At 61.4% G+C, this 25,126-nt stretch carries 20 protein-coding genes; 6 read left to right on the top strand and 14 right to left on the bottom strand.

The window, feature by feature from the left end:
- The 9 genes from PQU94_RS07210 to PQU94_RS07170 form a co-directional block, all read right to left on the bottom strand.
- Positions 1-384, bottom strand: coding sequence for a DUF4870 family protein (locus PQU94_RS07210; protein ID WP_272740788.1), 384 nt, complete (start codon positions 382-384; stop codon positions 1-3).
- Complete coding sequence (locus PQU94_RS07205; protein WP_272740787.1) at positions 381-926, bottom strand: DinB family protein; 546 nt, start codon at positions 924-926, stop codon at positions 381-383. The genes PQU94_RS07210 and PQU94_RS07205 overlap by 4 nt, the downstream gene beginning before the upstream one ends.
- The gene (folB, locus tag PQU94_RS07200; RefSeq protein WP_272740786.1) at positions 923-1,276 is read right to left on the bottom strand and encodes a dihydroneopterin aldolase; all 354 of its coding nucleotides are present in this window, start codon (positions 1,274-1,276) and stop codon (positions 923-925) included. Before folB ends, PQU94_RS07205 begins: the two co-directional genes overlap by 4 nt.
- Positions 1,267-1,824 (bottom strand): 6-pyruvoyl trahydropterin synthase family protein, encoded by a 558-nt coding sequence (locus tag PQU94_RS07195; protein WP_272740785.1) that lies wholly within the window; start codon positions 1,822-1,824, stop codon positions 1,267-1,269. Before PQU94_RS07195 ends, folB begins: the two co-directional genes overlap by 10 nt.
- Before the next feature lie 230 nt (positions 1,825-2,054).
- Entirely contained in the window at positions 2,055-3,041 is a 987-nt protein-coding gene (gene trxB, locus PQU94_RS07190; protein WP_272740784.1) for a thioredoxin-disulfide reductase, read from the bottom strand.
- 83 nt (positions 3,042-3,124) lie between these two features.
- Positions 3,125-4,165 (bottom strand): mitochondrial fission ELM1 family protein, encoded by a 1,041-nt coding sequence (locus PQU94_RS07185; protein WP_272740783.1) that lies wholly within the window; start codon positions 4,163-4,165, stop codon positions 3,125-3,127.
- A 129-nt stretch (positions 4,166-4,294) separates the two neighbouring features.
- Positions 4,295-4,768 (bottom strand): transcription elongation factor GreA, encoded by a 474-nt coding sequence (gene greA, locus PQU94_RS07180; protein ID WP_041658489.1) that lies wholly within the window; start codon positions 4,766-4,768, stop codon positions 4,295-4,297.
- A 321-nt stretch (positions 4,769-5,089) separates the two neighbouring features.
- Positions 5,090-7,207 carry a DUF6311 domain-containing protein gene (locus tag PQU94_RS07175; protein WP_272740782.1) on the bottom strand — a complete coding sequence of 706 codons (2,118 nt, stop codon included), beginning with the start codon at positions 7,205-7,207 and terminating at the stop codon, positions 5,090-5,092.
- Positions 7,208-7,383: 176 nt separating this feature from the next.
- The gene (locus tag PQU94_RS07170) at positions 7,384-9,591 is read right to left on the bottom strand and encodes a DUF6311 domain-containing protein (protein WP_272740781.1); all 2,208 of its coding nucleotides are present in this window, start codon (positions 9,589-9,591) and stop codon (positions 7,384-7,386) included.
- A 245-nt stretch (positions 9,592-9,836) separates the two neighbouring features.
- Here PQU94_RS07170 and PQU94_RS07165 point away from each other — a divergent pair, with 245 nt between their 5' ends.
- From PQU94_RS07165 to phhA, 3 genes are all read left to right on the top strand, one after another.
- Positions 9,837-10,139, top strand: a complete 303-nt coding sequence (locus tag PQU94_RS07165; RefSeq protein WP_272740780.1) for a hypothetical protein — start codon at positions 9,837-9,839, stop codon at positions 10,137-10,139.
- A gap of 109 nt (positions 10,140-10,248) precedes the next feature.
- Positions 10,249-10,581 carry a 4a-hydroxytetrahydrobiopterin dehydratase gene (locus PQU94_RS07160; RefSeq protein WP_272740779.1) on the top strand — a complete coding sequence of 111 codons (333 nt, stop codon included), beginning with the start codon at positions 10,249-10,251 and terminating at the stop codon, positions 10,579-10,581.
- Positions 10,582-10,706: 125 nt separating this feature from the next.
- Entirely contained in the window at positions 10,707-11,573 is an 867-nt protein-coding gene (gene phhA / locus PQU94_RS07155; protein WP_272740778.1) for a phenylalanine 4-monooxygenase, read from the top strand.
- A gap of 171 nt (positions 11,574-11,744) precedes the next feature.
- Here the strand turns inward: phhA and PQU94_RS07150 are convergent, their stop codons facing one another.
- A complete protein-coding gene (locus tag PQU94_RS07150) occupies positions 11,745-13,391 on the bottom strand; it encodes a M28 family metallopeptidase (protein WP_272740777.1) in 1,647 nt (548 codons plus the stop codon).
- A 252-nt stretch (positions 13,392-13,643) separates the two neighbouring features.
- On the opposite strand from PQU94_RS07150, the gene PQU94_RS07145 reads away from it, so the two are divergent.
- The 3 genes from PQU94_RS07145 to PQU94_RS07135 all read left to right on the top strand — a co-directional run bounded on the left by PQU94_RS07145 (position 13,644) and on the right by PQU94_RS07135 (position 18,426).
- Complete coding sequence (locus PQU94_RS07145; protein ID WP_272740776.1) at positions 13,644-15,944, top strand: glycosyltransferase family 4 protein; 2,301 nt, start codon at positions 13,644-13,646, stop codon at positions 15,942-15,944.
- 116 nt (positions 15,945-16,060) lie between these two features.
- Positions 16,061-17,359, top strand: coding sequence for a glycoside hydrolase family 130 protein (locus PQU94_RS07140; protein ID WP_272740775.1), 1,299 nt, complete (start codon positions 16,061-16,063; stop codon positions 17,357-17,359).
- Positions 17,359-18,426, top strand: a complete 1,068-nt coding sequence (locus PQU94_RS07135) for a DNA topoisomerase IB (protein ID WP_272740774.1) — start codon at positions 17,359-17,361, stop codon at positions 18,424-18,426. Before PQU94_RS07140 ends, PQU94_RS07135 begins: the two co-directional genes overlap by 1 nt.
- Here PQU94_RS07135 and PQU94_RS07130 read toward each other — a convergent pair.
- The 4 genes from PQU94_RS07130 to PQU94_RS07115 all read right to left on the bottom strand — a co-directional run bounded on the left by PQU94_RS07130 (position 18,423) and on the right by PQU94_RS07115 (position 25,119).
- Entirely contained in the window at positions 18,423-19,982 is a 1,560-nt protein-coding gene (locus PQU94_RS07130; protein ID WP_272740773.1) for a response regulator, read from the bottom strand. The genes PQU94_RS07135 and PQU94_RS07130 overlap by 4 nt on opposite strands.
- A 100-nt stretch (positions 19,983-20,082) precedes the next feature.
- Positions 20,083-20,652, bottom strand: a complete 570-nt coding sequence (locus PQU94_RS07125) for a chemotaxis protein CheB (RefSeq protein ID WP_272740772.1) — start codon at positions 20,650-20,652, stop codon at positions 20,083-20,085.
- Positions 20,649-21,476, bottom strand: a complete 828-nt coding sequence (locus PQU94_RS07120; protein WP_272740771.1) for a CheR family methyltransferase — start codon at positions 21,474-21,476, stop codon at positions 20,649-20,651. Before PQU94_RS07120 ends, PQU94_RS07125 begins: the two co-directional genes overlap by 4 nt.
- A 184-nt stretch (positions 21,477-21,660) precedes the next feature.
- Positions 21,661-25,119, bottom strand: a complete 3,459-nt coding sequence (locus PQU94_RS07115; protein WP_272740770.1) for a response regulator — start codon at positions 25,117-25,119, stop codon at positions 21,661-21,663.
- Positions 25,120-25,126 lie beyond the last annotated feature (7 nt).

Here is a 25,126-nt window from a genome sequence, read left to right as displayed (position 1 = left end):
TCAGACCAACCAGCTATTGGGGTTGGGGATCGGGCGTTTATGGAAGACGTGGTTGAAGCCCATGGTGCAGCGGCCGACGATCCACAGGAACAGCGCGAAGACGAGGATCAGCACGATGCCGCCCAGTACCACGCTCGACATCACCGGTGAGGTCAGCAGTACCACCAGCGGCACGAAGGCCAATATGCCCACCCAGAAGGTCTTTTTCTGAAACGCGTAGTGGGTTTTGAGCCAGTCCGGGGCTTCGTCCTGAAAGAGATAGATCAGGGTAATGGCAACGACGCCCGAAATGCCACCGACGATCAGGAAAAACAGCAGCAGGTAGTTGACGATGGGGATGATCGTCGTGTCGCTGAGTTTGGTGCGGGTGGCGGGCACAGTCATTTTATATCCGGATCGAGTTCAGGTACCAGAACAAGCACGTCCGTCACGCCTATATCAAGCCCCATCTGCGACAAAAGCGTCGTAATCTGCCCACGGTGGTGGGTTTGGTGATTGAAAACATGGCTCAGCACCAGCCCCAGCGGCTTGGTATGGGCATCGCCATTGACGCGGCGATAGGTGACAGGGGTTTCCAGATCGGCGTCGCTCAGGCCCTCACTATAGCTCAGCCACAGATGATCCAGTTCCCTGCGCACCGGCGCGAAGGCGCTCAGTTCGCTATAGAGCGCGTCATTGAGGCCCTTTGGCTGCGGCAGGGTCTTGGCGGCCGACAGCGCGCTGCCGCTCGTATGGCCGCTCAAACGGCCCATCCAGATCAGGTCCGCCACGATCAGGTGGTTGAGCGTCCCCCACACCGAACCGAAAAAAGCCCCTGTATCGGCGTGGAAATCGGCGTCGGGATGCGCGGCCATCAGCTCCAGCAGCCTGGCGTTCATCCACTGGTTATAGCGGGCCATCAGACCCAGATGCGTCTTATGTGTCACTTGCTTATCACCACGATGCAGCCGGAACGGTCAGCATCAGCCAGGGCTTCGGGCTTGGAGATGCGGATACGCACCTCTTCGGCCTGCGGTAGGGCCAGCACGGCCTCGGCCAGGTCCTCGGCCAGGGTTTCGACCAGCTTGATATGGCCGCGCGCGATGAGGTCGCGCGCCAGATTGCCGACCATCTCGTAATTCAGCGTGTCTTTCAGGCCCTTGATCTCATGCCGGCCGATGCGGATATCCGCGTCGATGATCAGGGGCTGGGTGCGGCCGTGTTCGTAGTCATAGACGCCGATGGCAGCTTCGACCCTTAGCCCTTCGACAAAGACATGGCGGCTGATCAGAGGCATGGGCTGTCCTTTCGGCCCCACACATCGGGCGGCAGGAGATCGTTGATCGACAGATCGGCCCGATGGCACCAGTCGGCCAGACGCGGGCCGTGGCTGAGGTCGTCGGGCGTCAGTATGACCGTATTGGTCGGGGTTTCTTCGATTTCAAAGCGCACGCACGCAAAGTCCGGCACATTGGCGGACAAGATGGCGTTTAGCTTGTGATAGAGGGCTAGCGCCACCCCTTCGGTCGTCGGGTCGCCCGGAATGATCAGCAAACGCGGCAGCAGATCGGGCTCATGCGCCTGAAAAAAGCCGATCAGCGGGTCATCGGCCCCCAGTTGAAAGGCGTGATCAAGCGCGTCATCGACAAAGCGATGCCAGTCGCGCTTGAGCGCATCAAAGCTCTGGGCGTAGTTGGATTGCCCCCACTTCACCGTGTCCGGCGATTTGGCCTTCAGCGTCACGCGCACGAATTCATTATGGCCGTGCGGGGTCGCGCACTTCGACGAACGGTCGGCGCGCAACCGGTGAGCCATGGAAAAACGACGGGTGAACTGAATCTGCACGGGAAGGGCCTTTTCTTGAGCGGCAGCTAAAAGCGCAAAAGCCCGCGTGAGTCAAATCACGCGCCGTATCTGGAAGTATTGGCCACGAAAAACACGAAATGCATAACATCGGGTGGTCCTCGCCCGAAGGGCTGTTAGCCTCGTTTGTGAGCGACTATCAAGGGCGCTTCGCGCAAGGCTTCAATACAGCGGATTTCGTGATTTTCGTGGTTAGAATCTGCGGCCAAATTTTACCACGCACCGATCTTGGCGTCCTGACGGTGGTGGTCCTCTTCGGCCAGCAGGCGGATGGCTTCCAGCGCCGCCATGCAGCCCATGCCGGCCGCCGTTACCGCCTGACGGTACACGTCGTCGGTCACATCGCCCGCCGCGAAGACGCCCTTGATGGCGGTCTTCGGCGTGCCGGGTTCGACCTTCAGGTAGCCGCCGGCATTGGTTTCAAGCTGCCCCTGGAACAATTGTGAGGACGGTGCGTGACCGATGGCGATAAACACGCCGTCCAGCGGCAGTTCGTGCGTATCGCCCGTATGGACGTTTTTCAAGCGCACGCCGGTAACGCTGGCCCCGCCGAATTCATTGGTTTCACCCAGAATCTCGTCGATGGCCGAATTCCATACCGGCTGAATCTTCGGCTCCGAATACATGCGTTCGGCCAGAATCTTTTCCGAACGTACCGAGTCGCGGCGGTGGATCAGATAGACCTTTGAGGCGAACTTGGTGAGGAACAGAGCCTCTTCGACCGCCGTATTGCCGCCGCCGACCACGGCCACCGTCTTGTTGCGGTAGAAGAAACCGTCGCAGGTGGCGCAGGCCGACACACCGAAGCCCTGATAGGTCTTTTCGGACTCAAGGCCCAGCCACTTGGCCTGAGCGCCGGTCGAAATGATGACGGTTTCGGCCAGATAGACGTTCCCGGCATCGGTTTCGAGGCGGAAAGGCCGCTGGCTGAGGTCGGCCTTGACTACGATGTCGGTGATGACCTCGGTGCCCATGTGCTCGGCCTGTGCCTTCATCTGATCCATCAGCCACGGGCCCTGAATGACCTCGGCAAAGCCCGGATAGTTTTCGACATCGGTGGTGATGGTGAGCTGACCACCCGTCTGCGGGCCGGTGAACACCACTGGGTGCAGCAGGCCCCGCGCGGCATAGATGGCCGCTGTCCAGCCCGCCGGGCCGGAACCGATGATGGCACAACGAACAGTACGGGGCGTGGTCATTGGAGATTCGATTCTATCTTGGGGTAAACTGGCCCCTTAGATAATGACCGGCTGTCGCCTTGTCATCCCTCCGTTAAAGGCTGTTAACGTTTTTCGTCTGGGTGCGTTTGATTATACAGGGCGAGTAAGGCTTCGGCGGCGCGATGCGTCTCGTTCAGCGGCGTATATTTCCACGTGCGCAGTTCGCCCGACCATGGACGGGCGGCACCGTATTCCTGAAGCCCCTGATGGAAGCGGCCGAACTTCGCACCTGTACCGCGCGCATCCATGGGCAGGACGTGCACCGGCTTGCCCGTGGCGGCGGCTTCGGTGGCCATGTTCACGGAATCCTCGGTGACAAGAATGTGGTCGGCGGCGTTGAGAAAGGCGAAATAAGGATTGTCGCCCTTGCCCTCATAGATGATGCCGTCGAGGTCTTTCAGCCCCTCGGTCAGGATGGCGCGGGCGGCTTCGGGGGTACGGCGCGATACGCTGAGCAGCAGGGTGGCCTTCTTGCCTTTGACGGCGGCGCGAATCTGCTGGACGAGGGTTTCGGCGCGCGCCGGAGACATGTCATGGCTTTTGGAGCGCCCGCCGATCAGCGCGGCGACAAACGGGCCTTCGAATTTCGACAGGCTTTCGGCCCACGGGACGGCCTCACGGCTGAGGCGTTCCGGCGTGATGCGATGGGTCGAGCCCAGAATCGGCAAGACATTGTCGCCCTTCACCTCGTCGTGCTTCGGCGCAATGACCATGTCAAAGCGGCCGGACGGCACGCGCGGGTCCTGAAGCTGGACCACCAACGTCTTGCCCTGAGAGCGACGACGCATCCGCAGGGAATGGGGCAGGGTGGCGCGTCCGGCGGCGATCCAGATGTCGGGATAGGGCGGGCCGATGAGGTCGGAATCGCGCTTCAGCATCACATCGGGCCACAAACGCAGCGCAGTGGGCCAGCGATCGAACAGGCGGCGATAGCGGATGTGTCGGACGACGATCTGGGTCGGGGTGAGGGCCGCTATGGCTTCGGCCAGCCCCAGCACCTGATTGTGGATACCGGCGCGCCCGTCCGATACCGCCCAGACGATCAGCGGGCGGTCCGAGGGAATCTTCAGCGACTCTTCGGTTGTGACGGGTGCATTGAGCACAGCGGACACCTTCCTCGCCAAAGGCGAGGTATGAAAAAAGCCAAAGACTTGCGACGGGCCGTCCCGAGCAAGTCTTTGACCTTATTGAGTGCCATCACCCGGCAGGCGCAGCCTGTCGGGCGGTGAGAACTAAATCCACTCGACCTTGAGGATTTCGTAGGCCTTGACGCCGGCGGGGGTGTTGACCTCCACCACGTCGCCCACTTCCTTGCCGATCATGGCGCGCGACAAAGGCGAGCTGAGCGAGATACGGCCCGCCTTGACGTCGGCTTCGTGTTCGCCGACGACCTGATAGCGGCCTTCTTCCTCGGTGTCCTCATCGACCACGGTGACGGTCGCGCCGAACTTGATCTGGTTCCCGGACAGCTTCGAAACGTCGATCACCTGGGCGCGGCTGATCTTGTCCTCGATCTCGGCGATCTGACCCTCGATCCAGCCCTGACGTTCCTTGGCCGCGTGATACTCGGCGTTTTCCGACAGGTCGCCATGCGAACGCGCTTCGGCGATCGCAGCGATAACGGCGGGACGCTCTACCGACTTCAAACGCTTGAGTTCGTCGTCGAGGCTCTGATAGCCGGCGACGGTCATCGGCACTTTTTCCATGTGCGATTGTTTCTGAAACGCCCTGAGTGAAAGACAATAGAGCCGACGACGGTCGAGGGCGCCTGCGACCGGCCGGAAAACCTGTGTTGGAACTTAAGCCGCGCGTCGGGTGCTATTTACGAGCACCCTTGGACGACGGGGCACGCTTCATAGCGCAAAACGCGCGAAAAAACAAATCTTGTTTCATACCTTGTATCATTGAAAATGACACCGGGTATTCGTTTCGCGAATGTCTCATGCCCGTGGCGCAGGTGAGACGTTCGCGAGGTCTCAACGGCCATATGCGTTCAGCGTCTTCGGCCGTTGCTGTCAAATAGGGGGTCAAGGGGCGGTAAACAGCCCCCATTGGGAGATTTTCAGGCGCTTTAGGTCCTCTGGCACCGGTTTGCCGGGGGCGGGAGGATCGTTGACGACGAACGACACCCGCACCGGCCCGGACGCGCCCGCCGGTACGGCCAGACTGTGGGTCGAAGGTTTTTTGCTCAGGAGCAGCGTCGCCACCTTCTTATCGTTAATGGAGACCGTCACCTGCGACGGGCGGCGCGCATTGAGCGTCAGGCGCACCTGTCTTGCGGCGCTTGCATCGATATCCGTAGGCAGGAGGAAGACGGCTCGGCTGCCCTGCGTCCAGATGCCGGCTTCTTCCGGCAGGGCCCAGTCCGCGCCGAATCCGCAGGCCGTTGGCTTGTCGCGGGCGACCGTCTGCATCGCATTCAGAGGCAAGGTCGGATAGACCGGTGCATGACCGACCGAGGCGGCTCTGAGTGGCGGCAGAATCCAATAACCGTCAAGCTCACGCAGGCGCGCACGCAGAGCCGGGGGCGGCGGGCAGGGATTAAGATAGACATAGAGCTGATCCGGTGCCGCCTCGCCTTTCAGGAAGCGGCTATAGCCCTCCATTTCGAGCCTTTGTTGCCGGATATCCGGTCGGGCGCCGTACATGGTGGTGACGGGTACCTTTGCGGACACGGCGCGATAGGCGACGTTATAAAAGCGATCTGTATTGATGTGCGGATCGGGCGGCACGAAATTAACCTGCGCACTGGCGGCGATCAGTTGGGTCCATTGGGGGCTTTTGGCGATGCTGACGATGGTGCGATCCGAGGCTCGCGCCGTCAGGCCCTTGACGTATCCGGCAAAGATCCCAAGGTCGAGAATCTGAAGACCGACGATCAGGCCTAGCCATATAGTCCGTTTAGGCGAGCGATAGAGGACGAGAAGGCTCAGGAAGATCAGCGTATAGGCCACCGGCCAGAAGAGGCGGCCTGAGGCGCGGATAACACCCAGAACCGGGACGACGGCTTCCGGCAGGGGGATGTCGATCAGAGTTTTGCCGAAAATCTGTATCTTGGTTGAAACAGCCAGCACGCTCAGCGCAATCAGCACCCATTTCAGCGTGCGGGCGCGATCGAAGGCCCGAGCGGTCACGGCCTGCGTATCCTGACCTTGTGGCTCAGTTATAATGAATATCTCCGGGTCGAGCGTGCTGTCCGTCGTCAGCGTTTTCGTCCGGCGGGTCATCCACCACGCCGCACCGACCAGCACCAGCAGCCCGGCCCCCAGATACTGGAAGCCTTCGAAACCCTGACGCGCCTCCTGTCTGGGCAGGAAGGACAGGAAGGATGGCAGGCCGGACGGATTGAACGGACCATCCAGTCCCATAGAATAGATGCCAAAACCGTCGCCCGCCGGGCTGGTGCCCGAAAACGCCCCTCCGGCCCACAGGGCGGTGAGGCAAAGACCGGCGCTGATCACGGCGCTGATGGCGAGCGCTGAGAGCGCTTTCAAATCGCGGGTGCGGCGGAGGGGCTGCACCGCCTGCCATTGATCGGCGGCCCAGATAAACAGGCACATGATCAGCAGATAGGGATGGATCAGCGATGCCAGGGTCAGATTGGCCGCCCAGCCTGTGGCCTTGCCGCGCGGCGTCTCAACGACGAAGAAGATGTACAGCGACCACAGGATCAGCCAGTGCGCAAACAGCGTATCGTGGCCGATGCGATTATAAAGGGTCGGCAGCAAACACAGCAGCAGCGCCCCGCCCAGCGCGCTCCATGCGCCGGGGGCATACCGCTCCATCAGGCGCAGGGCGAAGACGTAGTGCAGACACAGGCACAGCAGGAACCACGGTCCGATGAACTGGAAGTTTGCCGGCAGAAACGGACTGATCAGCTTCAGAGGCAGGGAAAACAGGGGATTGGAGTCCGTATAGAGGATGCTGAGGCCTGTGGGGTGGGCCAGCAGGTCCTGATGGTTGAAACCGTCCGCCCCGTTGCGGTAGGCGTGCCAGCCGAGAAAATGCTGCCCCCAGTCGCCGTGCATCAGCCAGCCGATATTGGTCGGGTCCAGAATGGCAGGGTTGAAGAAGACCAGAAACAGCAGAACGGGCGTGCCGAAGAGCGCCAGACGATAATAGGAGGTTTGGGTACTATCAGGCATATCGGTCCCATGGTCTGTCAAACGGAAGCACGCGCGCAGTCAGTGATGCACGTCATGTCTTGTCTTTTCCGGACAGGACCGCCCCCTCGGCAGCAACGACTTTAAAGAGAGCCTTTTCTCAAAACAAGCAGGTGTGAGGAAAAAAGCCCGGACGAATCCGGGCTTTTCGCAGGTAATCAGGGTTTCTGTGGTGCCTGCTGGCCGGCCGTGACGCCCGCCGGCTGCGCCTTTATCGCCGCCTGTGCCTCGGCAATCTTCGCCTTCTTTTCCGCCTCTTCCTTCTCGCGCACAGCCGCGTCTTCGATGGTCAGGCGGAACAGCTTCATGCCCCACTGGCGCTCATCATCCCCGCGGCCCAGCTCCTTGAGCGACAGGGGGTCACGCACGATGAAGGAGACCTTCATGTCGGGACGGTTGAACACCGAAGGCGGCAGGGGAATATCCTCATAGGAGCGGATTTTTTCCAGCTCCATGGTGGCACGTTTGCGACCGTTGATCAGCACATCGACCGTCATCGGGCGGAAGAAGCTCTTGGCGACCAGACGGATCGACGGCTTGACCGGCCGGGCATCGTTTTCGAACTGCACCTCCTGAATGGGGATGACCAGCTCGGCGCGTTTGCCTAGTGTCCACGCCCCGTCGGCCTCAGGTGCTGCCCAGTTCTTGTCGAGCAGGCACGAGCCCTGATTGAGATAGCCAAAGCCCATGCGCGCCTTGATCGGCTTCCATTCGGGCAGGGCCAGCGGCAGGTTGCGCATCGACTGCGGCGGGATGATCCACACGCCGTCCACTTCACGCATCAGTGGCTGAAGATTGGCCGGCGCGATGCACTGATTGAGGAAGACGTACAGGTTGTCGTTATTGATATTGCCGTTTAGATAGGCTTCGCGGCCTTTCAGCTCGATGGCGCGCTGCTCATAGTTTTCACGCGCCATGTACATGGTGTTGACGTAGCGGTGCTGCGACACGGCGCGCCAGGCGATCTCATAGAACAGCTTATCGTTCAGGTGTACCTGCGCCGGGTAGAAGTCCACACCCTTGGCGCCGGAAATCAGCTTGTCCCAGATGGGGTCCGGGGCCTGATCGAAGATGACCTTGCTGGTGGCCAGTTCCGTCTGCTTGCGCATGGCGACGACAAAGCCCTGAAGGTCGATCAGTTGCACGACGATGACCAGCGGCAGGACGACCTTCATCACCTTGGGCCGCGACTTATAGACGATGACCAGCGCAATCAGGATCAGGGTATAGGCGATGGGCCAGAAGAAGCGGCCCGAGGCGCGCAGCACGGCCAGCTTTTCCAGCAGATATTTCGGCAGGGGCAGGTTCAGCAGCACGATGTCGTAGAACTGAACGTGGTGCGACACGGCGATGACGAACAGGCAGATAAAAGGGATGATTAGCGGCTTGGCGCTGTCGATAAAGGGACGCGCCTGACGGGCCGAGAAGGTGATCTGATAGAGCAGCAGAGCGCCCAGCAACAGGCCCAGAATGCCGAGGCCCATATACTGATAGCCTTCGAAATACTGCCCCATATCCTGCGGGTGGGCCTTGATAAAGAAGGAGAAGTCTGGCTGCACCGGGTTAAATGGCGCATCTAGCCCCATCGAATAGAAGCCGAAACCGCGCGCTTCGGCCGAGGAGCCGGAATAGGCCCCTGAAATCCCCAGCGTGATCAGAGGGCAGATAAAGACCAGCGCCGCATCGCGCAGGATGCGCAGTACGCGCGGACGGTCCATGGCCTTCGCCGCCGGGACGAATATCCGCAGCACGTCGGCACCCCAGACGGCCGCCATCATGAACAGCATGTACGGGTGCAGGAAGCCGGTCAGGCCCAGCGCCGTGGCGTACCAGATGTTCTTTTTGCGCTCGTCCCTGACGTTGAAGAAGATCCACAGCGTCCACAGGATGAGAAAGTGCGCCACCAGCGTGTCGTGGCGCATCCGGTAATAGAGGGCTGGCAGCAGCGACATGATGACCGCCCCGGCCAGGGCCGACCACGGACCCGGCGCATGCGGGCGCACCAGCTTCCACGCAAAGAAGAACTGCATCACCACGCATAGCAGGAACCACGGTCCGATAAACTGGAAATTATCGGGCAGGAGCGGACTGAGCGCTTTGAAAATAAAAGAAAAGAACGGATTGGAGTCCGTATAGATAATGCTGATGCCCGTCGGCCACGCCAGCAGGTCCTGATAGTTGAACGGCCACGCCCACGGCACATTACGGAAGGCGTGCCAGCCCAGCACGTGCTGCCCCCAGTCCTCGTCCAGCAGCCAGCCAATCCGCGTCGGATCAAGGATCTCGATATGGAAGAACAAACTGAACAGAAGAAAGGGCGTCGCCACGGTCAGAAGACGGCGGGCCCAGATCAGGATATGCGGCAAATAGGACGGGGTACGAATGGGACAGCTCTATCGAAAATGACGGGGATAGGGTCAGTTCTGGCGCGGCGCATCATAGCGAAAACGCCACACATCACAAGTTGCGTGATCAAGCCCTAAAAATAGGCAATTTTCGGGCCTGCCATCGAAAATTTCGCTGGGCTGTGAACCGGCTGGTGAGCGGGTTACGCCGGGCGATTGACAGGACGGGTCTGAGGTCGTTTCCTGTGGATCGGGAGGGTCTGCTCATGACGGTGAATCGCTTTGGGAGTCTGTTTCTGACGCTGGTCGGTACGGGCCTGTTGCTTACGGCCTGCGCGACGCAGGGGGCACCGCCGGCTCAGCCCGCTGTGCCCGGCTTCTGGATGGGGCTGGTGCACGGGGCTATCGCGCCGTTGGCCCTGATCGGGCATATTTTCGATCACAGCATTCGCATCTATGCCGTGCCCAATTCGGGCGGCTGGTACGATTTCGGCTTCCTGCTGGGCCTGTCCTTTATATGGGGTGGCGGCAGTGCCGGGGCCGCCCGTCGGCGAAGCAAGACCGACTAGCTACTGGCCATTTGACGGAAAACCATTTTGCAAAATTGGCGTGTGGGCGAAAAATAAGAAAGATTTTCTCGACCTTCGGGGGGATCATCTTTCTTGAAGAGGACCCGTCATGCACGCTGACCTGCCCCCGGCTACGCCTTTGATGCCCGCTGAAATCGCGGCCCTGCCGCAGCGCCTGCCATTATGGACGCGCGAAGCGGGGGACAAGGCCATAGAGCGCCATCTGCGCTTTACCGATTTCACGGCGGCGTTTGGTTTTATGAGCGCCGTGGCTCAGGCGGCGGAGCGGCTCGACCACCATCCGGAATGGTCCAATGTCTATGACCGCGTGTCGATCCGCCTGACGACCCACGACACGGGCGGGCTCAGCGATCGCGATGTGGCGCTGGCCGAAGCGATCGACGCTGCAGCCACCCGTTTTAACGCGGCTAGAGCGAAATGACTTTGAGTGGAATCGTCATTTCGCTCTAAATTTTTGTTTTGTCGCGATGTTTTTGCGGAAAACCGCTCACACTTTTGGCTTCGCCGAACTTCGTTTCCGCACATCGCTCTAAAGGAGGGTAAGGGATGGATACACAAACACAGCCTGCGCGCCACGGTATTGTCGGCGGCTATGTGCCGGACCGTCCCGACTGGACCATCCCGCAAAACTGGGACGCCTACACGGCGACCGAGCACGCCACCTGGCGCACCCTGTTCGAGCGTCAGATGCAGACCATCCGCGGCCGGGCCTGCGAAGAATATATGGACGGCCTGAGCCAGTTGCCGATCACAGCCGAAGCCATCCCTGATTTCGACGCCCTGAGCGAGGTTCTTTACCGCCGCACCGGCTGGACGGTGGTGGCCGTGCCCGGCATGGTGCCCAATGACATCTTTTTTGACCATCTGGCCAACCGGCGTTTCCCGGCGGGGCAGTTTATCCGCGACGGTCGCGAACTGGACTATCTGGTCGAGCCGGATGTCTTTCATGACCTGTTCGGCCATGTGCCGATGATGATGAACCCGGTCATGGCCGACTTCATGCAGGCCTATGGCGAAGGCGGGTTGCGCGCCGAAAAGCTGGGCGTGCTCGACCGTCTGGCGCGGCTCTACTGGTACACGGTGGAGTTCGGACTGGTCGAAGAGGCCGGTGGTGTGCGCATCTTCGGCGCCGGCATATTGTCGTCCTTTACCGAGACGCAGTTTGCGCTGGAAAGCCCGTCGCCGAACCGTATCGGCTTCGATCTGGAGCGCGTCATGCGCACCGTCTATCGCATCGACGATTTTCAGGAGGGTTATTTCGTCCTGCCGTCGATAGATACGCTTCTGGGGCTGGCGCAAAAGGATTTCGGACCGATCTATGAGGCGCTGGCCGGTCTGCCCGACCTGACGCCGGGTAGGATTGAAGCCACCGACCGCGTTTTTCACCGCGGCACGGGCAACTATCACCGATAGAGCCTCCCCCTATAGCGGAATGATTTCTAAGGGAATCATTCCGCCTAAGCCGCCATTGAGGCGGCGGCCAAGGTGGCGGAGCCCGTACCCGGCGAGGGGCTAAACAAAAATCCATATCATTATGTTTCCACCAGAAATCATGATCCAGGATCAGGGGAGGCGCTTTTCCGTTTATTTCCGCTGATCGGCGGAGGTATCTCGGGCGGTTTTGAACTCCGACGTGGCGCGCCATTGCGGCCATTCGCGCGAATGGGCCAGCTTCGCCCCGATCTGGTAATAAAGCGTCACGTCCTCGACCATCCCCGCCATGTCCCAGTCCGCCGACCATTCGTCATCGGCCTGATGGTAGCGCTTGTCGCGGTATTCGGCTTCTTTGGCCGTGCCCGCTGCGATGCCACCCTTGATCAGGTCCTTGCCGCCCTTGGCATAGAGCATGGGCACGCCGCGCTTGACGAAGGGGAAGTGGTCCGAGCGGAAGAAGTACCCCGCTTCGGGTTTTTCGTCGGGCGACAGGATACGGTTCTGCGCCCTGGCGAAGGTGCCGAGATCGTCTTCCAGCGAGGACTGACCATTGCCGACCACCACGATGTTTTTCGTCGCGCCAGAGACGTTGAGCGCGTCCATATTGATGCCCGCCACCGTCTTTTCCAGCGGATAGACCGGGTTTGCGGCGTAGTATTCCGAGCCCAGAAGGCCGCTTTCTTCGCCGGTAAAGGCGATCATCACCACACTGCGTTCCGGCTTTGGTGCCTTGCCAAAAGCGCGCGCCAGTTCCAGCAGGGCGGCGACGCCCGTGCCGTTATCGACGGCACCATTGAAGATCTTATCGCCATTGGCGTCGGGGGCACCGATGCCGATATGGTCCCAGTGCGCGCCATAGACGACGGTTTCATCCGCGTGCTTCGTGCCGGGCAGGCGGGCGATGATGTTGTGTGAGACGATCTCCTTCGCCGTCACCTGATAACCCCCATTGAGCGTGGTCTTCAGGTCCACCGGCCGGAAATCTATGGAACGTGCTGCGACCTTCAGCGCCGCCAGGTCAAGGCCCGCCTGAGCAAACAGGCTTTGCGCGCTCTCCGCCGACAGCCAGCCTTCAAGGCCGGTAAAGTGCTGTGACGGGTCGGGGCGCACGATATCGAACTGCGGTCCGCTCCACGAATTTTTCACCGTGCCCCAGCCATAGGAGGCCGCCGTCGTGTCGTGGATGATCAGCACACCCGCAGCACCTTGCCGGGCCGCCTCTTCGTACTTGTAGGTCCAGCGTCCGTAATAGGTCATCGCCTTGCCGCCAAAGGTGCTGGCTTCGGGGGCATAAAAGTCCGGATCATTGATCAGCACGACCACGATCTTGCCCTTCACATCGACACCCTTGAAATCGTCCCAGCCGCGTTCCGGGGCCGTGACGCCATAGCCGACAAAGACCAGCGGCGTGTCCTTGAAGCTGACATCGCCCAGCGCGCCGCGCGTCGAAACCACAATGTCCGTGCCCAGCATCAGCGCCGTCGCCTTGCCGCCGCTGCTGAGCGAGAGGGTGGGGTTTTGTACCGTGAACTGGCGCAGCTTCACGGCCTGCGTCCACTCACCGCGAGGGCCGCCCGGCTGAAAACCGGCGGCGGCAAAGCCCTTCGACAGATAGTCGATCACCTTGGGCTCAGCGGGCGTGTTGATGCCACGGCCTTCGAAGCTGTCGTCAGACAACACCTTTACATCGGCGGACATGCGCGCACCGGAAATGTCTGGCGTCTTGGGGGCGGCCAGCGCCGGAACGCAAAAGGCGAGGGCCAGCAGGCTGGCGGCCATAACGGGTCGGAAAGACATGCGGGGCTCCTTCGGGGATCAGTTTCAAATTAAGCTAAATCCCTAAGAGCAGGTGTCAAGATCATGTCCGGTTTATGGCGGCTTTCGCTTTCCTGACTGCATCTTTATCCGTTATCGGCCCATTGTGAGGCTCTGCGGACGGATCGTCCCACACCTTAATTCTCTTCCGACTTCCGATTTTGATGTGTCTTCCGGCGGTATTTTGCGCCGGACCCGATCCGCCACGCTGGCTTTTTACGCGAAGGGTTCGCCATGCTTCAGGATAAGCATTTTGCCGTCGAAACCGAGGCCCACAGCCTTGATGATATTCTCAGCCGTGCCCGTCTCAAACCCGAAGCGGGTCTGTCGCGCGTCGCCGTGATTGGCAATTTCCCGCCGCGTCAGTGCGGTCTGGCCACCTTTACCCGCGATATCTACACGTGTCTGCATGGGGCCCTGCCGTCGGCACGCTTCGAAGTGATCGCCATGGACGATCATGCCGGGCCCTATGCCTATCCGCCCGAAGTGACGCGCCACCTGCCGCAGGACGAGGTGGCCGCCTATCGGCAACTGGCCGCCGATCTCAACGCCGCCCGTATGCAGGTGCTGTTCGTACAGCACGAATACGGCATTTTCGGCGGCCCGGCAGGGGCACATCTGCTGGCGTGTCTTGAGCGCGTCGATATGCCGGTCATCACTACCCTGCACACGGTCCTCGAAACCCCCAATGCCGAACAGCGCCACGTAATGGAGGGGCTGATCCGCCTGTCTTCGACCCTGATCACCATGGCCCACAAGGGCGCGGACATCCTCAAGCGTATCTATGGCGTGCCGGACTCGCAGATTCTGGTCGTTCCGCACGGAGCCCCGTCGCGGGCCTTGCGCCCCACCGCTGATTTCAAGGCCGGTCTGGACGCCGAAGGGCGGCGGGTGCTGTCCACCTTCGGGCTGTTGTCGCCAAATAAAGGGATCGAGACGATCATCGAAGCCCTGCCGGCCATTTCTGACGCCTGCCCCGATGTGCTGTATTTCGTAGTGGGGGCCACCCACCCCAATCTGATCCTGCATGAGGGCGAAGCCTACCGCGAGCGTTTGATGGCGCGCGCCGTCGAACTGGGGGTCGAAGACCATATCCGGTTCATCAACCGCTTCCTATCCGACGATGACCTGATCGACCTGCTTCAGGCGACCGACGTCTATGTGACACCCTATCTGACCGAGACGCAGATCACGTCAGGCACGCTGAGTTATGCGCTGGCCGTGGGTAAGCCGGTGGTCTCGGCCCCCTACTGGCACGCGGTGGAGGCGCTGGCCGACGGGGTGGGCGTCGTCTGTCCCTTCCGCGACAGCGCCGCGTTTGCCGATGCCATTATCGACCTTTTGACCGATGAGGCCAAACGGGAAGCCATGAGTGCGCGCGCCTATGAGGCGGCCCTGCCGTCGCGCTGGAGTGCGGTGGCCGCCGCCTATACCGGGCGCGCCCGCGCCGACATCACGACAAAGGGGAAGGCGATGTCTGTGGTCCCGTCTATCGGATCGGCCCCGGCCTGGCGCGCCGTTCTGCGGCTGTCGGACGATTGCGGCATGGCCCAGCACAGCCGCTACCGCCTGCCTGATCGTGCGCATGGCTACTGCACCGACGACAATGCCCGCGCCCTGATGCTGATGGCGCGCCGGGCCAGGTTCGAGCGCTTCGATGAACAGCGCATGGACCTCGCCTATCGCTATGCCGGCTTCGTCAACCACGCCTGGAACGCAGAAACAGGCCGTTTCCGCAACTTCATGAGCTTTGCACGGCAATGGCTGGACGAGGGCGGCTCGGACGATTGCTGTGCCCGCGCCTTTGAGGCCCTGATCGAGGTGGTGCGTTCTCCGCTGCCGGACGATCTGCGTCAGTGGGCGCGGGAGCTCAGCCAGCGCGTCCTGCCGCACGTCGCCGAGTGGCCGTCGCAGCGCGCCCGCGCCGTGAGCCTGCGTGCGCTGGATGCCACTGTCGATCAGGTAGGCGAGGCGGCCGAGGTCCTGCGGCTGATGGAGGTACTGGCCGAACCGCTGCACGCGGCCTATTGCCACAACGCCGCGGCGCATGGGTGGTTTGAGCCCGCCCTGTCCTACGACAATTCGCGCCTGCCCGAAGGCCTGTTGCTGGCCGGGAAGCGTCTCGGCAATGCCCGGATGGTGCAAAATGCCCTGAGCGCCAGCGTGCGCATCATGGCCCTGCAAACCGCCGAGGCCGGTCATTTCCGCCCCATTCCGACCCGCAGCTTCGCCGCCGGGCAATCGCATAAGGGCGGGCGTGAGGCCCTGTTCGATCAGCAGCCGTTGGAGGCCCAAGCCTCTATCGAAGCCTGCCTGACGGCGTGGCGGCTGACGGGAGAGGCGAGCTGGAAGGCGCAGGCTTTGCGCGTCTGGCAATGGTTCCGCGGTGACAATGATCACGGCCTCAGCCTGATGAGCGAGGATGGCGGCTGTTGCGACGGTCTCACCTTGCACGGACTCAACGAAAATCAGGGAGCGGAATCGGTGCTGGCCCTGCACCTGAGCTGGTGCGCCCTGAAGGATGCCGGATTATAAGCTAAGCCGGGTTTCGTGAGACGGTATCGAAACCCAGCTCTGACTTTTGCTTTATCGCGCATTTGGGTCCGAAAACCGCTTCACACGTTTCGGACTGCGCTTTTGACAGAGTGCCTATGAAAGAGATCAAGTACAGCGACATCGTGCTGCGCGCAGACCCTGAGCGCGTTGTGCTGCGCCCCTTCACCATCTCGGTTGAGCCCTATAACACGGCGCTGGGCACCATGTCGCGGGCCGAGCGTATCTGCCGCTCGCTGCTCAGGCTGACGCGAGAGGAATGTTGCGCCGAACTCGACAGCGTCAGCCGCGATTTCAGCGGCCGCCACCTTCAGGCGCGCTCCATCTTCCTCGATCGGTTCAAGGCGATCCGCAGCATGATCGGCCGCGCCATCGAAGGCATGGATGAGATCGACGAGGACCATGCGGCGCTGATAGGGGCCTATTTCTGTCAGGAATATTCGTTCGAAGCGGCGGCGATCATGAACCCGTCCGTCGTCGTCCACCCGGAACAGAGCGATGTCGCGCAGGGGGCGTTGCGTTTCCTGATGTCGGTGCGCACGGTAGGCGAGGGGCACATCTCGACCATCTCCTTCCGCGAAGGCGTCTTCCATGCCGACGGCACGGTCGAGCTTGAGCCCGATTCCGACTTTATCGTCGCCGCCAAACCGGCGCAGGGCGCGACCGACGGCCCGGTGACCCTGATGCGGCATAAGGCCTGTTCCGTGTCGGGCACGGTCATCTTCCCGGTGACGCGCGCCCAATCGAACGGCCTTGAAGACCTGCGTCTGGTGCAATTTACCGAAGACGACGGCGACACCACCTATCTGGGGACCTACACCGCCTATTCGGGGCGCGAGATCGGCTGCGAGCTGTTCGAGACCGAGGATTTCGACACGATCTATCTGACGCCGTTTCGCGGACTGGCGGCCATGCACAAGGGGCTGGCCCTGTTTCCGCGCCGCATCAACGGACGCTATGCGGCCATCGGGCGGCTGGACCACGAGAGCCTGTTCTACCTCGAAAGCGAAGACCGCATGGTGTGGAACTATGGCGACCGCATCGTCTCGCCCAAACATCCGTGGGAAATGGTGCAGATGGGCAATTGCGGCTCGCCCATCGAACTGGACGCCGGGTGGCTGGTCTTTACCCACGGCGTTGGGGCCATGCGCCGCTACTGTCTGGGGGCGGTTCTGCTCGACAAGGCCGATCCGCGTCAGGTCATCGGCCGGTCGCGCACGCCCATTCTGGCCCCCGGCGAAGACACGCGCGAAGGCTATGTGCCCAATGTCGTCTATAGCTGCGGCGCGCTGAAGCACGGCGACTGGATACTGCTGCCCTATGGGGTGGCCGATTCCTCGATCCGCTTCGCCTCGCTGCACGTCGATGACATCCTTCAGCACCTGCGGCCCTTCTGATGGACGGCGGCCTGCCCGTGCGAGAGGGGGATGCGAGTGCACAGGCGAAGGCCTGTGGCCTGCGCTACGTCAATGACCGGCGGCCCGGCTTGACGCGGCGGCGATATGGTCGCCGCTTCGTCTATTTCGACACCAGGGGTGAGCGTATTGACGACGAAAAGGTGCGCACCCGCATCGACCGGCTGGCCATTCCGCCGGCGTGGAAAGAGGTGTGGATATGCCCCTTTGCCAATGGCCATATTCAGGCGACGGGCATGGACGCCAAAGGCCGCAAGCAGTACCGCTATCACGCCGACTGGCGCAGCGTGCGCGATGCCACCAAGTTCAGCCATATCCTGCGTTTTGGCGAAGTGTTGCCGCGCATCCGGGCCGCCGTGCGCGTCGACATGGCCCGACGCACCCTAAGCCGTGAAAAGGTGCTGGCCACCGTCGTCTATCTTCTGGAAAAGACCCTGATCCGCGTCGGCAATGACGAATATGCCCGCACCAACAAATCCTACGGCCTGACCACGCTGAAAGACGAGCACGTTTCGGTCGAAGGCCAGAGCGTCCGTTTTCGCTTTATGGGCAAGTCGGGCAAGGCGTGGAACCTGAAACTTAGCGATAGGCGTGCCGCCGCCGTCATCCGCCGCCTTCAGGACCTCGGCGAGCAGGAATTGTTCGCCTGGGTAGATGAAGGCGGACGGGTGCACGACGTCACTTCGTCGGACGTCAATGCCTATCTGAAAGAGATCAGCGGCGAGGCCGTCACCGCCAAGGACTTCCGCACCTTTACGGGGACGGTGCTGGCGGCGCTGGCGCTTCAGGCTTTTGATGCGTTTGAGACCCAGACCGAGGCCAAGCGCAATCTCAAGGCCGCCATCGAAGACGTGGCGCGCCGGCTCGGCAATACGCCCGCCGTGTGCCGAAAGGGCTATGTGCACCCGGAGGTGATCAGCGCCTATCTGGACGGGGCCCTGAGCCAGCAGATCGTGGACGAAATCGACGCTGAACTGAGCGGGGCGGCGGAACTGGACCCCGATGAGGTGATGGTCCTCGGCTTCCTGAAGAAGCGCTTATCGGTTTAAGCCCTTATATCGGCCAGCAGGCGGCTCAGGCTGTCGAGATTGACCGGCTTGGTCAGGTGGTGGTTGAAGCCCGCCTCAAACGCCGCCTGACGGTCGCTGTCCTGCCCCCAGCCGGTCTGAGCAATCACCACCGTTTCCTGCAATTGCGGACGTTTGCGCAGTTCGCGGCAGACCTCATAGCCGTTCAAACCAGGCATACCGATGTCGAGCAGGATAACGTCGGGCGTCTCGCTGTCGGCGGCGGCCAGAGCCGCAATGCCGTCGTGCACGGTGCGCGTATGGTGGCCGATCAGGTCGAGCATCCAGCTTGTTGTCCTGGCCGACTCGCGGTTGTCATCGACCACCAGCACGTTCAGGGCGCGCGCCGTCTGCGCTTCGCTCAGACCGTCCGCCGTGGCGTGCGGCGCTTCGGCCAGAGGCAGGCGCAGCTCGAAGGTCGAGCCCTTGTTGGCCCCGGCGCTTTCGGCGTGGATCGAACCGCCATGCAGGGCCACCAGCTTTTGCGCCAGCGCCAGACCGATCCCCAGCCCGCCCTGCGCGCGGTGGATATTGCGGTCCACCTGCGTGAAGAGTTCAAATACCTTTGGGAGCATATCGGCATCTATGCCCAGCCCGGTATCGCTGACGCGGATGACTGCCTCAGTCCCGTCCCGACGCAGGCTGAGGCCGATGCGGCCGCTTTCGGGCGTATATTTGGCGGCATTGTTGAGCAGGTTGGCGACGATCTGCGCCAGCCGCGTCAGGTCGCCATCGACCCACAACTCTTCCGCCGGCAGGTCCAGCGTAAAGGTGTGCCCGGCGAGGTCGATGACGGGACGCGCGGTTTCGACCGCGGCCTCGACCACCGAACGCAGGGTCAGGTGCTCGCGCTTCAGCTCGATCTTGCCCTGACTGACGCGCGACACATCCAGCAGATCATCGACAAGGCGCACCAGATGGGTCATCTGACGATCCATCATGTCGCGCACCTGCGCCGCCATCGGGCTGTCCGGGGCCATGCGTAAAATCTGGAGCCCGTTGCGGATAGGGGCCATCGGATTGCGCAGTTCGTGGGCCAAGGTGGCGAGGAAGACATCCTTGCGGTGGTCGGCGTCACGCAGCGCCTCCGAGGTGCGGCGGATTTCATCCGTCTGCGCCAGAAGGGCGTCGCGCTGCTGGGCGATCTGACGACGCTGGGCGTAGAGTTCGACGAAGACCTCGACCTTGGATTTGAGGATGTCGCCTTCGATGGGCTTTTGCAGGAAATCGACGGCCCCGGCCTCATAGCCGCGGAAACGGCGTTCGCGGTCGGTGGTCCCGGCGGTCAGAAAGATGATAGGGATGCGCCGCGTGCGTTCGGCACCGCGCAGGGTTTCGGCCAGTTCGAAGCCGTCCATTTCAGGCATCTGCACGTCGAGCAGGGCCAGCGCCACCTCCTGCCGCAGCAGGATCTCCAGCGCCTCGACGCCCGACCGCGCCTTGAGGATGGTCAGGCCGTCACGACGCAACAAGGCTTCGAGCGCCAGCAGGTTTTCTTCGAGATCATCGACCAGCAAGATGGGGGCGGGCGTGTTCATTGAAGCGCTTTCCGAAAAGTGGGACGCGCTTTTCGGGCGAAAAAGCGCGTTAAACTAAAAACTTTGAGCGTCATTTCGATCAAACTGAGCGAAACACGCTCTAAGCGGCTTCCGTAATCAGTTCCGCCGCAAGGCGATCCAGAGGGCGTACGAGCGCCTTCGGGCACAGGGACAGGGCCGTTTCCGGCATCAGCCGCGCATAGGCCGTCTCCGGCGACTGGATCAGGCCGCGCCCGCCCTGTGCCATGACCCTGCGCAGACCCGCCGCGCCGTCCTCATTGGCGCCGGTCAGGATCAGGCCTGTCAGGCCCGCTCCGTAGGCATCGGCGGCCGTCTCGAACAATACGTCGATGGACGGGCGCGAAAACCACACCGGCGCTTCGTTCGACAAGGCGACGGTAAAATCGGTTTCGACCATGAGGTGATAATCCGGAGGGGCGAAGTAGATGGTACCTGCCTCGATAGGGGCCTTATCTTCGGCCTCCACCACTCTCATACGACATTTGTCGTGAAACAGATCGGCCAGAACGCTCGATTTCGTCGGCGGCAGGTGAATAACCACCAGCACCGGGCAATAGTCGGGGGGCAGGTGCGGCAACAGGCTGGACAGGGCCTCTACGCCGCCTGCCGAGGCCCCGATAACGACGGCTTTGCGAGGGGAGGAGCTCATGCGGCTTCCCGCTTCTGATAGAGACGTTCTTCACGGGCGAATTCGTCGAATTTATCGTGATGATCGGTAAAGCGCAGCGTCTCCTTGGCGCCTAGGCCCAGAAACCCTTTGCGCGACAGGGACTCGGCAAACAGGGCCACGGCGCGGTTTTGCAGGTCGCGGTTGAAATAGATCAGCACATTGCGACACGACACAAACTGCGTTTCGGCAAATACCGCGTCCGTGACCAGCGAATGATCGGAAAAGACCACGTGCTTGCGCAAGGACTTGTCGAAGGTGGCCGCGCCATAGGCGGCGGTGTAGTAGTCGGACAGCGAGGTCTTGCCGCCCGACAGACGGTGATTTTCGGTAAACAAACGCATCCGGTCGAGGTCATAGACCCCGGCTTCGGCCTTGCGCAGCGACTCCTGATTGATGTCTGTGGCGTAGAAGAGGGTGCGTTCTTCCAGTCCTTCTTCGCGGAACAGGATGGCGAAGGCATAAAGCTCCTCGCCGGTCGAACAGCCGGCGATCCACACCTTCAGCGACGGATAGGTCTTAAGGTGCGGCACGACCTTTTCGCGGATGGCGCGGAAATAGGCCGGGTCACGAAACAGTTCGGAGACCTGCACCGTCAGGTAGCTCATCAGCGCGGCCAGCATGTCTTCATCGTGCAACACCATGTCCTGAAGCATCGAAATCGAGCGGCAGCCGAACTGATCGCGGGCCTGCAACAGGCGGCGTTTGATCGAGGCCATGGCGTAGCCTCTGAAATCATAGTGATATTTGAGATATATCGCCTCAAGGAAAAGGCGAATTTCTATATCCTCGATCTTGTTATGCACAACCCGTCACGCACGCCAGCCGCTAAAAGGAAAGCCACTGTAGGACCATCACGCATAAAAATAAAATCAGTAACTGATACCAAGGGTCATTGGAAATGACACTCGGTATGCCTTTCGAGACGGTCTCATGTGTCTGACACATGTGAGACAGCCTCGAGTCTTCAACGGCCGGATGCGGTTTAAGTTACCTCGGCACCCAGACGCGCACCAGCGATACCAGCTTTTCGACATCCAGCGGCTTGGCCATATAGTCATTGGCACCGGCTTCGAGGCAGCGTTCCTGATCGTCCTTCATCGCCTTGGCGGTCAGCATGATGACCGGCAGCTTCTTCCATTCCGCACGCTTGCGGATTTCGCGCGTGGCGGTGAGGCCGTCCATTTCCGGCATCATGACGTCCATCAGTACCAGGTCGATGGCGGTTTCGGGTGAGGTCTGCGCCACTTCCAGAGCCTCAAGGGCTTCGCGACCATTGCGGGCGATCTGCACAATGGCCCCCAGAGGCTCGAAGATGTTGGTGACGGCATAGACGTTGCGCACATCGTCTTCGACCACCAGCAGACGCCGCCCTTCCAGCATGTTGTCGCGGCCCTTGGCCCGGTGCAGCATCTTCTGCTGTTCGGGCGACAGGTCCGACACCATCTGGTGCAGGAACAGGGTGACTTCGTCGAGCAGGCGTTCCGGCGACTTGGCGCCCTTGATGATGATGGACTTGGAATAGCGGCGCAGCTTCTGTTCATCCGCTGCGGAGATGTCGCGGCCCGTATAGACGATGACCGGCGGGAAGGCGTAGTCCTGTTCGGTGGACAGCGTTTCCAGCAACGAGTAGCCGCTGGCGTCGGGCAGGCTCAGGTCCAGCACCATGCAGTCATAGGTGTGTGACTTCAGTTCCGTCAGGCACTCCGCCGCCGTGCCGACGGCTACGGTTTCGACGTCCTGCGTCTTCAACAGCGCCATCACCGAGTCACGCTGCACGGCGTCGTCTTCGACGATCAGTACGCGGCGCATCCGCTTTTCAAGACGCGTCTCAAGCTGAGTGAAGGCCTCGACCAGTTCGTCGCGTTTGACGGGTTTCAGCATGTAGCCGATGGCCCCCATCGACAGGGCGGCGTGCATGTAATCATTGGCCGACACGACGTGCACGGGGATGTGCCGCGTCTTGGGGTCGCGCTTGAGGCGGTCGAGCACCGACAGGCCGGAATGATCGGGCAGGCCGAGGTCGAGTACCACGGCCGACGGCACGTACTGACGCACCATCAGCATGGCGTCTTCGGCCGTGCTGGCGATCAGGCACTGAAAGCCCAGATCCTGCGCCAGTTCGTAAAGAATGCGGGCAAAGGACGGATCGTCTTCCACGGCCAGCAGCAGGCGCTTGTCGCCGCTGAGCCGGTCGCGATCATCCGGAATACGGGTACGGGTCGGCAGGATCGGGGCCGCCGGTGCCTCGGCAAAGGTTTCGATAATCTGCGGTTCAGGGGCGCTGCGCGGCGTTTCGCGCGGGGCCACCTGCTGCGGGTCGTAGATCAGCGGCAGGATAAGGGTGAAGGTCGAGCCTTCGCCCGGTTCGCTTTTCAGCTCGATATGGCCGCCCAGCAGGCGCGACAGTTCGCGCGAAATCGACAGGCCCAGACCCGTGCCGCCGTACTTGCGCGAAATGGTCGAATCCGCCTGACGGAAGGCTTCGAAAATGCTGTTCTGCTGTTCGGTGGAGATGCCGATACCCGTATCGCTGACGGCAAAGCGCACCTTGTTGTCGGCTGCCGACATGCGCAGGATGACCGACCCGCTTTCGGTGAATTTCAGGGCGTTGGACAACAGGTTTTTCAGCACCTGCTCCAGACGCTGGCGGTCGGAATCGAACAGGTCGGGCAGGTTTTCATCGGCTTCGACACGGAAGGTCAGGCCCTTTTCATTGGCCAGCGGCTCGAACATCCGCGTCATGTCGCTGACCAGGCGGCGGAACGAGACCGGCTCCGCATTGATGTCCATCTGACCGGCCTCGATCTTCGACAGGTCGAGAATGTCGTTGATCAGCGCCAGAAGATCGTTGCCCGACGACTGGATGGTGCGGGCGAATTTAACCTGTTCCTCGCTCAGATTGCCGTCGCGGTTGTCGGCCAGCAGCTTGGCCAGAATGAGCGACGAGTTGAGCGGCGTGCGCAGTTCGTGGCTCATATTGGCGAGGAAATCCGACTTATAACGGCTGGCCTGTTCCAGTTCCTGCGCCTTGAGCGCGATGTCGGCGGCGCTGCGGTTCAGGTCGTCCTTCTGCTGTTCCAGTATGCGCGCCTGCTCGGACAGTTGCACATTGGTCTGTTCCAGTTCGGCCTGCTGCTGTTCAAGGCGCAGATGCGATTCCTTGAGCGCGCGGCTCTGTTCCTCAAGCTCCTCATTATTGACCCGCAGTTCCTCGGCCTGGGTTTGAAGCTCTTCGGATTGCCGCTGGGTTTCCTCCAGCAGGTTCTGCTGCATGGCCCGGTAATTGGCCGAGCGCACGGCGACGCTGATAATATCGGACGAACGCTCAAGCAGGGTGACGGTGGCCGGATCGACGCCGGCCATGAAGCCCAGTTCAACCACCGCATCGACCTGCGTTTCGGTGGCGGCAGGGGCTATGACCACGTGGCGCGGCTGCCATTGCCCCAGCGACGTCCCGACACTCAGCAGCGGATCGGGCAGGTCGGAGAGGACCGCGATCTTGCCCTCCGCTGCCGCCTGACCCAGCAGGCCTTCGTGCATCTTGATCGTCAGCGGCAGGCCCGTTTCGCCGGGGACGCCATAGGTGGCGGCCTGCTTCAATATGCCCCCGTCGCGCGCGTAGAAGGCAGCACTTTGCGCCCCCAGATAGTCGCACAGGAAGGCCAGGGTCCGTTGCCCCACCTCATCCAGGCTGGGGTCTCCGGCGAGGGCGGCCCCAAGCCCGACCTCACCATTGGACAGCCAGTTTTGCAGGGCCTGTCTTTCGGTCGAGCGGCGCACAATCATGGCGATGATCAGGGTCAGGATCACGCCCAGAATGGCGGTCGCGGTGGTGGACAGGATGGCCGTGTTAAAGGCTTCGGCGCGCTGGCGGATACCCGCCTGACGCCGGGCATTTTCCGCCGCCTCGATCTCTTTGATTTCGCGCCGGATGATGTCCATGTGGTTCTTGCCAAGGTGGCGGCTGACCTCAATCGCGGCGGCCTGCATCCCCTGCGTGCGACGGATATCTATGGTGCGGTGCAGTTCCGCCATTTTGAGATTGATGCGTTCTTCGATCGCATCGACCTGCGGTTTCAGCTCGGGCGACTGGGCCAGCAGCGTTTGCAGGACCTTCGCGCGCTCCTTGAGGACGAAGGTGGCGTTCTCATAGGGCACCAGATAGGCCTCGTCGCCCGTGATGATATAGCCGCGCTGCCCCGTTTCGGCGTCGGTCAGGGTGGCAATCAGTTCGCTCAGGCCCAGTATGGTCTTGTGCGTCTGGGTGACTTCCTCGCTGTTTTTACGCAGCGTGACAATGTTGGTGTAGGAGATAAAACCGCTGATCAGGAAAAAGGCGGCTACAAAAATGAGGGACAGGAGGACGCCCAGACTGCTGCTGGCGGCGTGGCTTTTTCCGGGAAACAGGAAGGCCTTCAAAGCGTGAAGCGGACCATTCGGAGTCATAAGCAGG

Origin of the sequence: Asticcacaulis currens (assembly GCF_028550395.1) — a bacterium.
Classification (GTDB): Bacteria; Pseudomonadota; Alphaproteobacteria; order Caulobacterales; family Caulobacteraceae; genus Asticcacaulis; species Asticcacaulis currens.
The sequence above is the reverse complement of the archived record's forward strand: the minus strand, read 5'-3'. Positions and strand labels throughout refer to the sequence as shown.

Excerpts from the sequence above, each read along its gene's own strand:
- PQU94_RS07145 (WP_272740776.1), top strand. The coding sequence starts at position 13,644 with ATGCTTCAGGATAAGCATTTTGCCGTCGAAACCGAGGCCCACAGCCTT.
- PQU94_RS07115 (WP_272740770.1), bottom strand. The coding sequence starts at position 25,119 with ATGACTCCGAATGGTCCGCTTCACGCTTTGAAGGCCTTCCTGTTTCCC.
- PQU94_RS07130 (WP_272740773.1), bottom strand. The coding sequence starts at position 19,982 with ATGAACACGCCCGCCCCCATCTTGCTGGTCGATGATCTCGAAGAAAAC.
- folB (WP_272740786.1), bottom strand. The coding sequence starts at position 1,276 with ATGCCTCTGATCAGCCGCCATGTCTTTGTCGAAGGGCTAAGGGTCGAA.
- PQU94_RS07165 (WP_272740780.1), top strand. The coding sequence starts at position 9,837 with ATGACGGTGAATCGCTTTGGGAGTCTGTTTCTGACGCTGGTCGGTACG.
- PQU94_RS07125 (WP_272740772.1), bottom strand. The coding sequence starts at position 20,652 with ATGAGCTCCTCCCCTCGCAAAGCCGTCGTTATCGGGGCCTCGGCAGGC.
- PQU94_RS07135 (WP_272740774.1), top strand. The coding sequence starts at position 17,359 with ATGGACGGCGGCCTGCCCGTGCGAGAGGGGGATGCGAGTGCACAGGCG.
- PQU94_RS07140 (WP_272740775.1), top strand. The coding sequence starts at position 16,061 with ATGAAAGAGATCAAGTACAGCGACATCGTGCTGCGCGCAGACCCTGAG.
- greA (WP_041658489.1), bottom strand. The coding sequence starts at position 4,768 with ATGGAAAAAGTGCCGATGACCGTCGCCGGCTATCAGAGCCTCGACGAC.
- PQU94_RS07210 (WP_272740788.1), bottom strand. The coding sequence starts at position 384 with ATGACTGTGCCCGCCACCCGCACCAAACTCAGCGACACGACGATCATC.
- trxB (WP_272740784.1), bottom strand. The coding sequence starts at position 3,041 with ATGACCACGCCCCGTACTGTTCGTTGTGCCATCATCGGTTCCGGCCCG.
- PQU94_RS07175 (WP_272740782.1), bottom strand. The coding sequence starts at position 7,207 with ATGCCTGATAGTACCCAAACCTCCTATTATCGTCTGGCGCTCTTCGGC.
- PQU94_RS07160 (WP_272740779.1), top strand. The coding sequence starts at position 10,249 with ATGCACGCTGACCTGCCCCCGGCTACGCCTTTGATGCCCGCTGAAATC.
- PQU94_RS07150 (WP_272740777.1), bottom strand. The coding sequence starts at position 13,391 with ATGTCTTTCCGACCCGTTATGGCCGCCAGCCTGCTGGCCCTCGCCTTT.
- phhA (WP_272740778.1), top strand. The coding sequence starts at position 10,707 with ATGGATACACAAACACAGCCTGCGCGCCACGGTATTGTCGGCGGCTAT.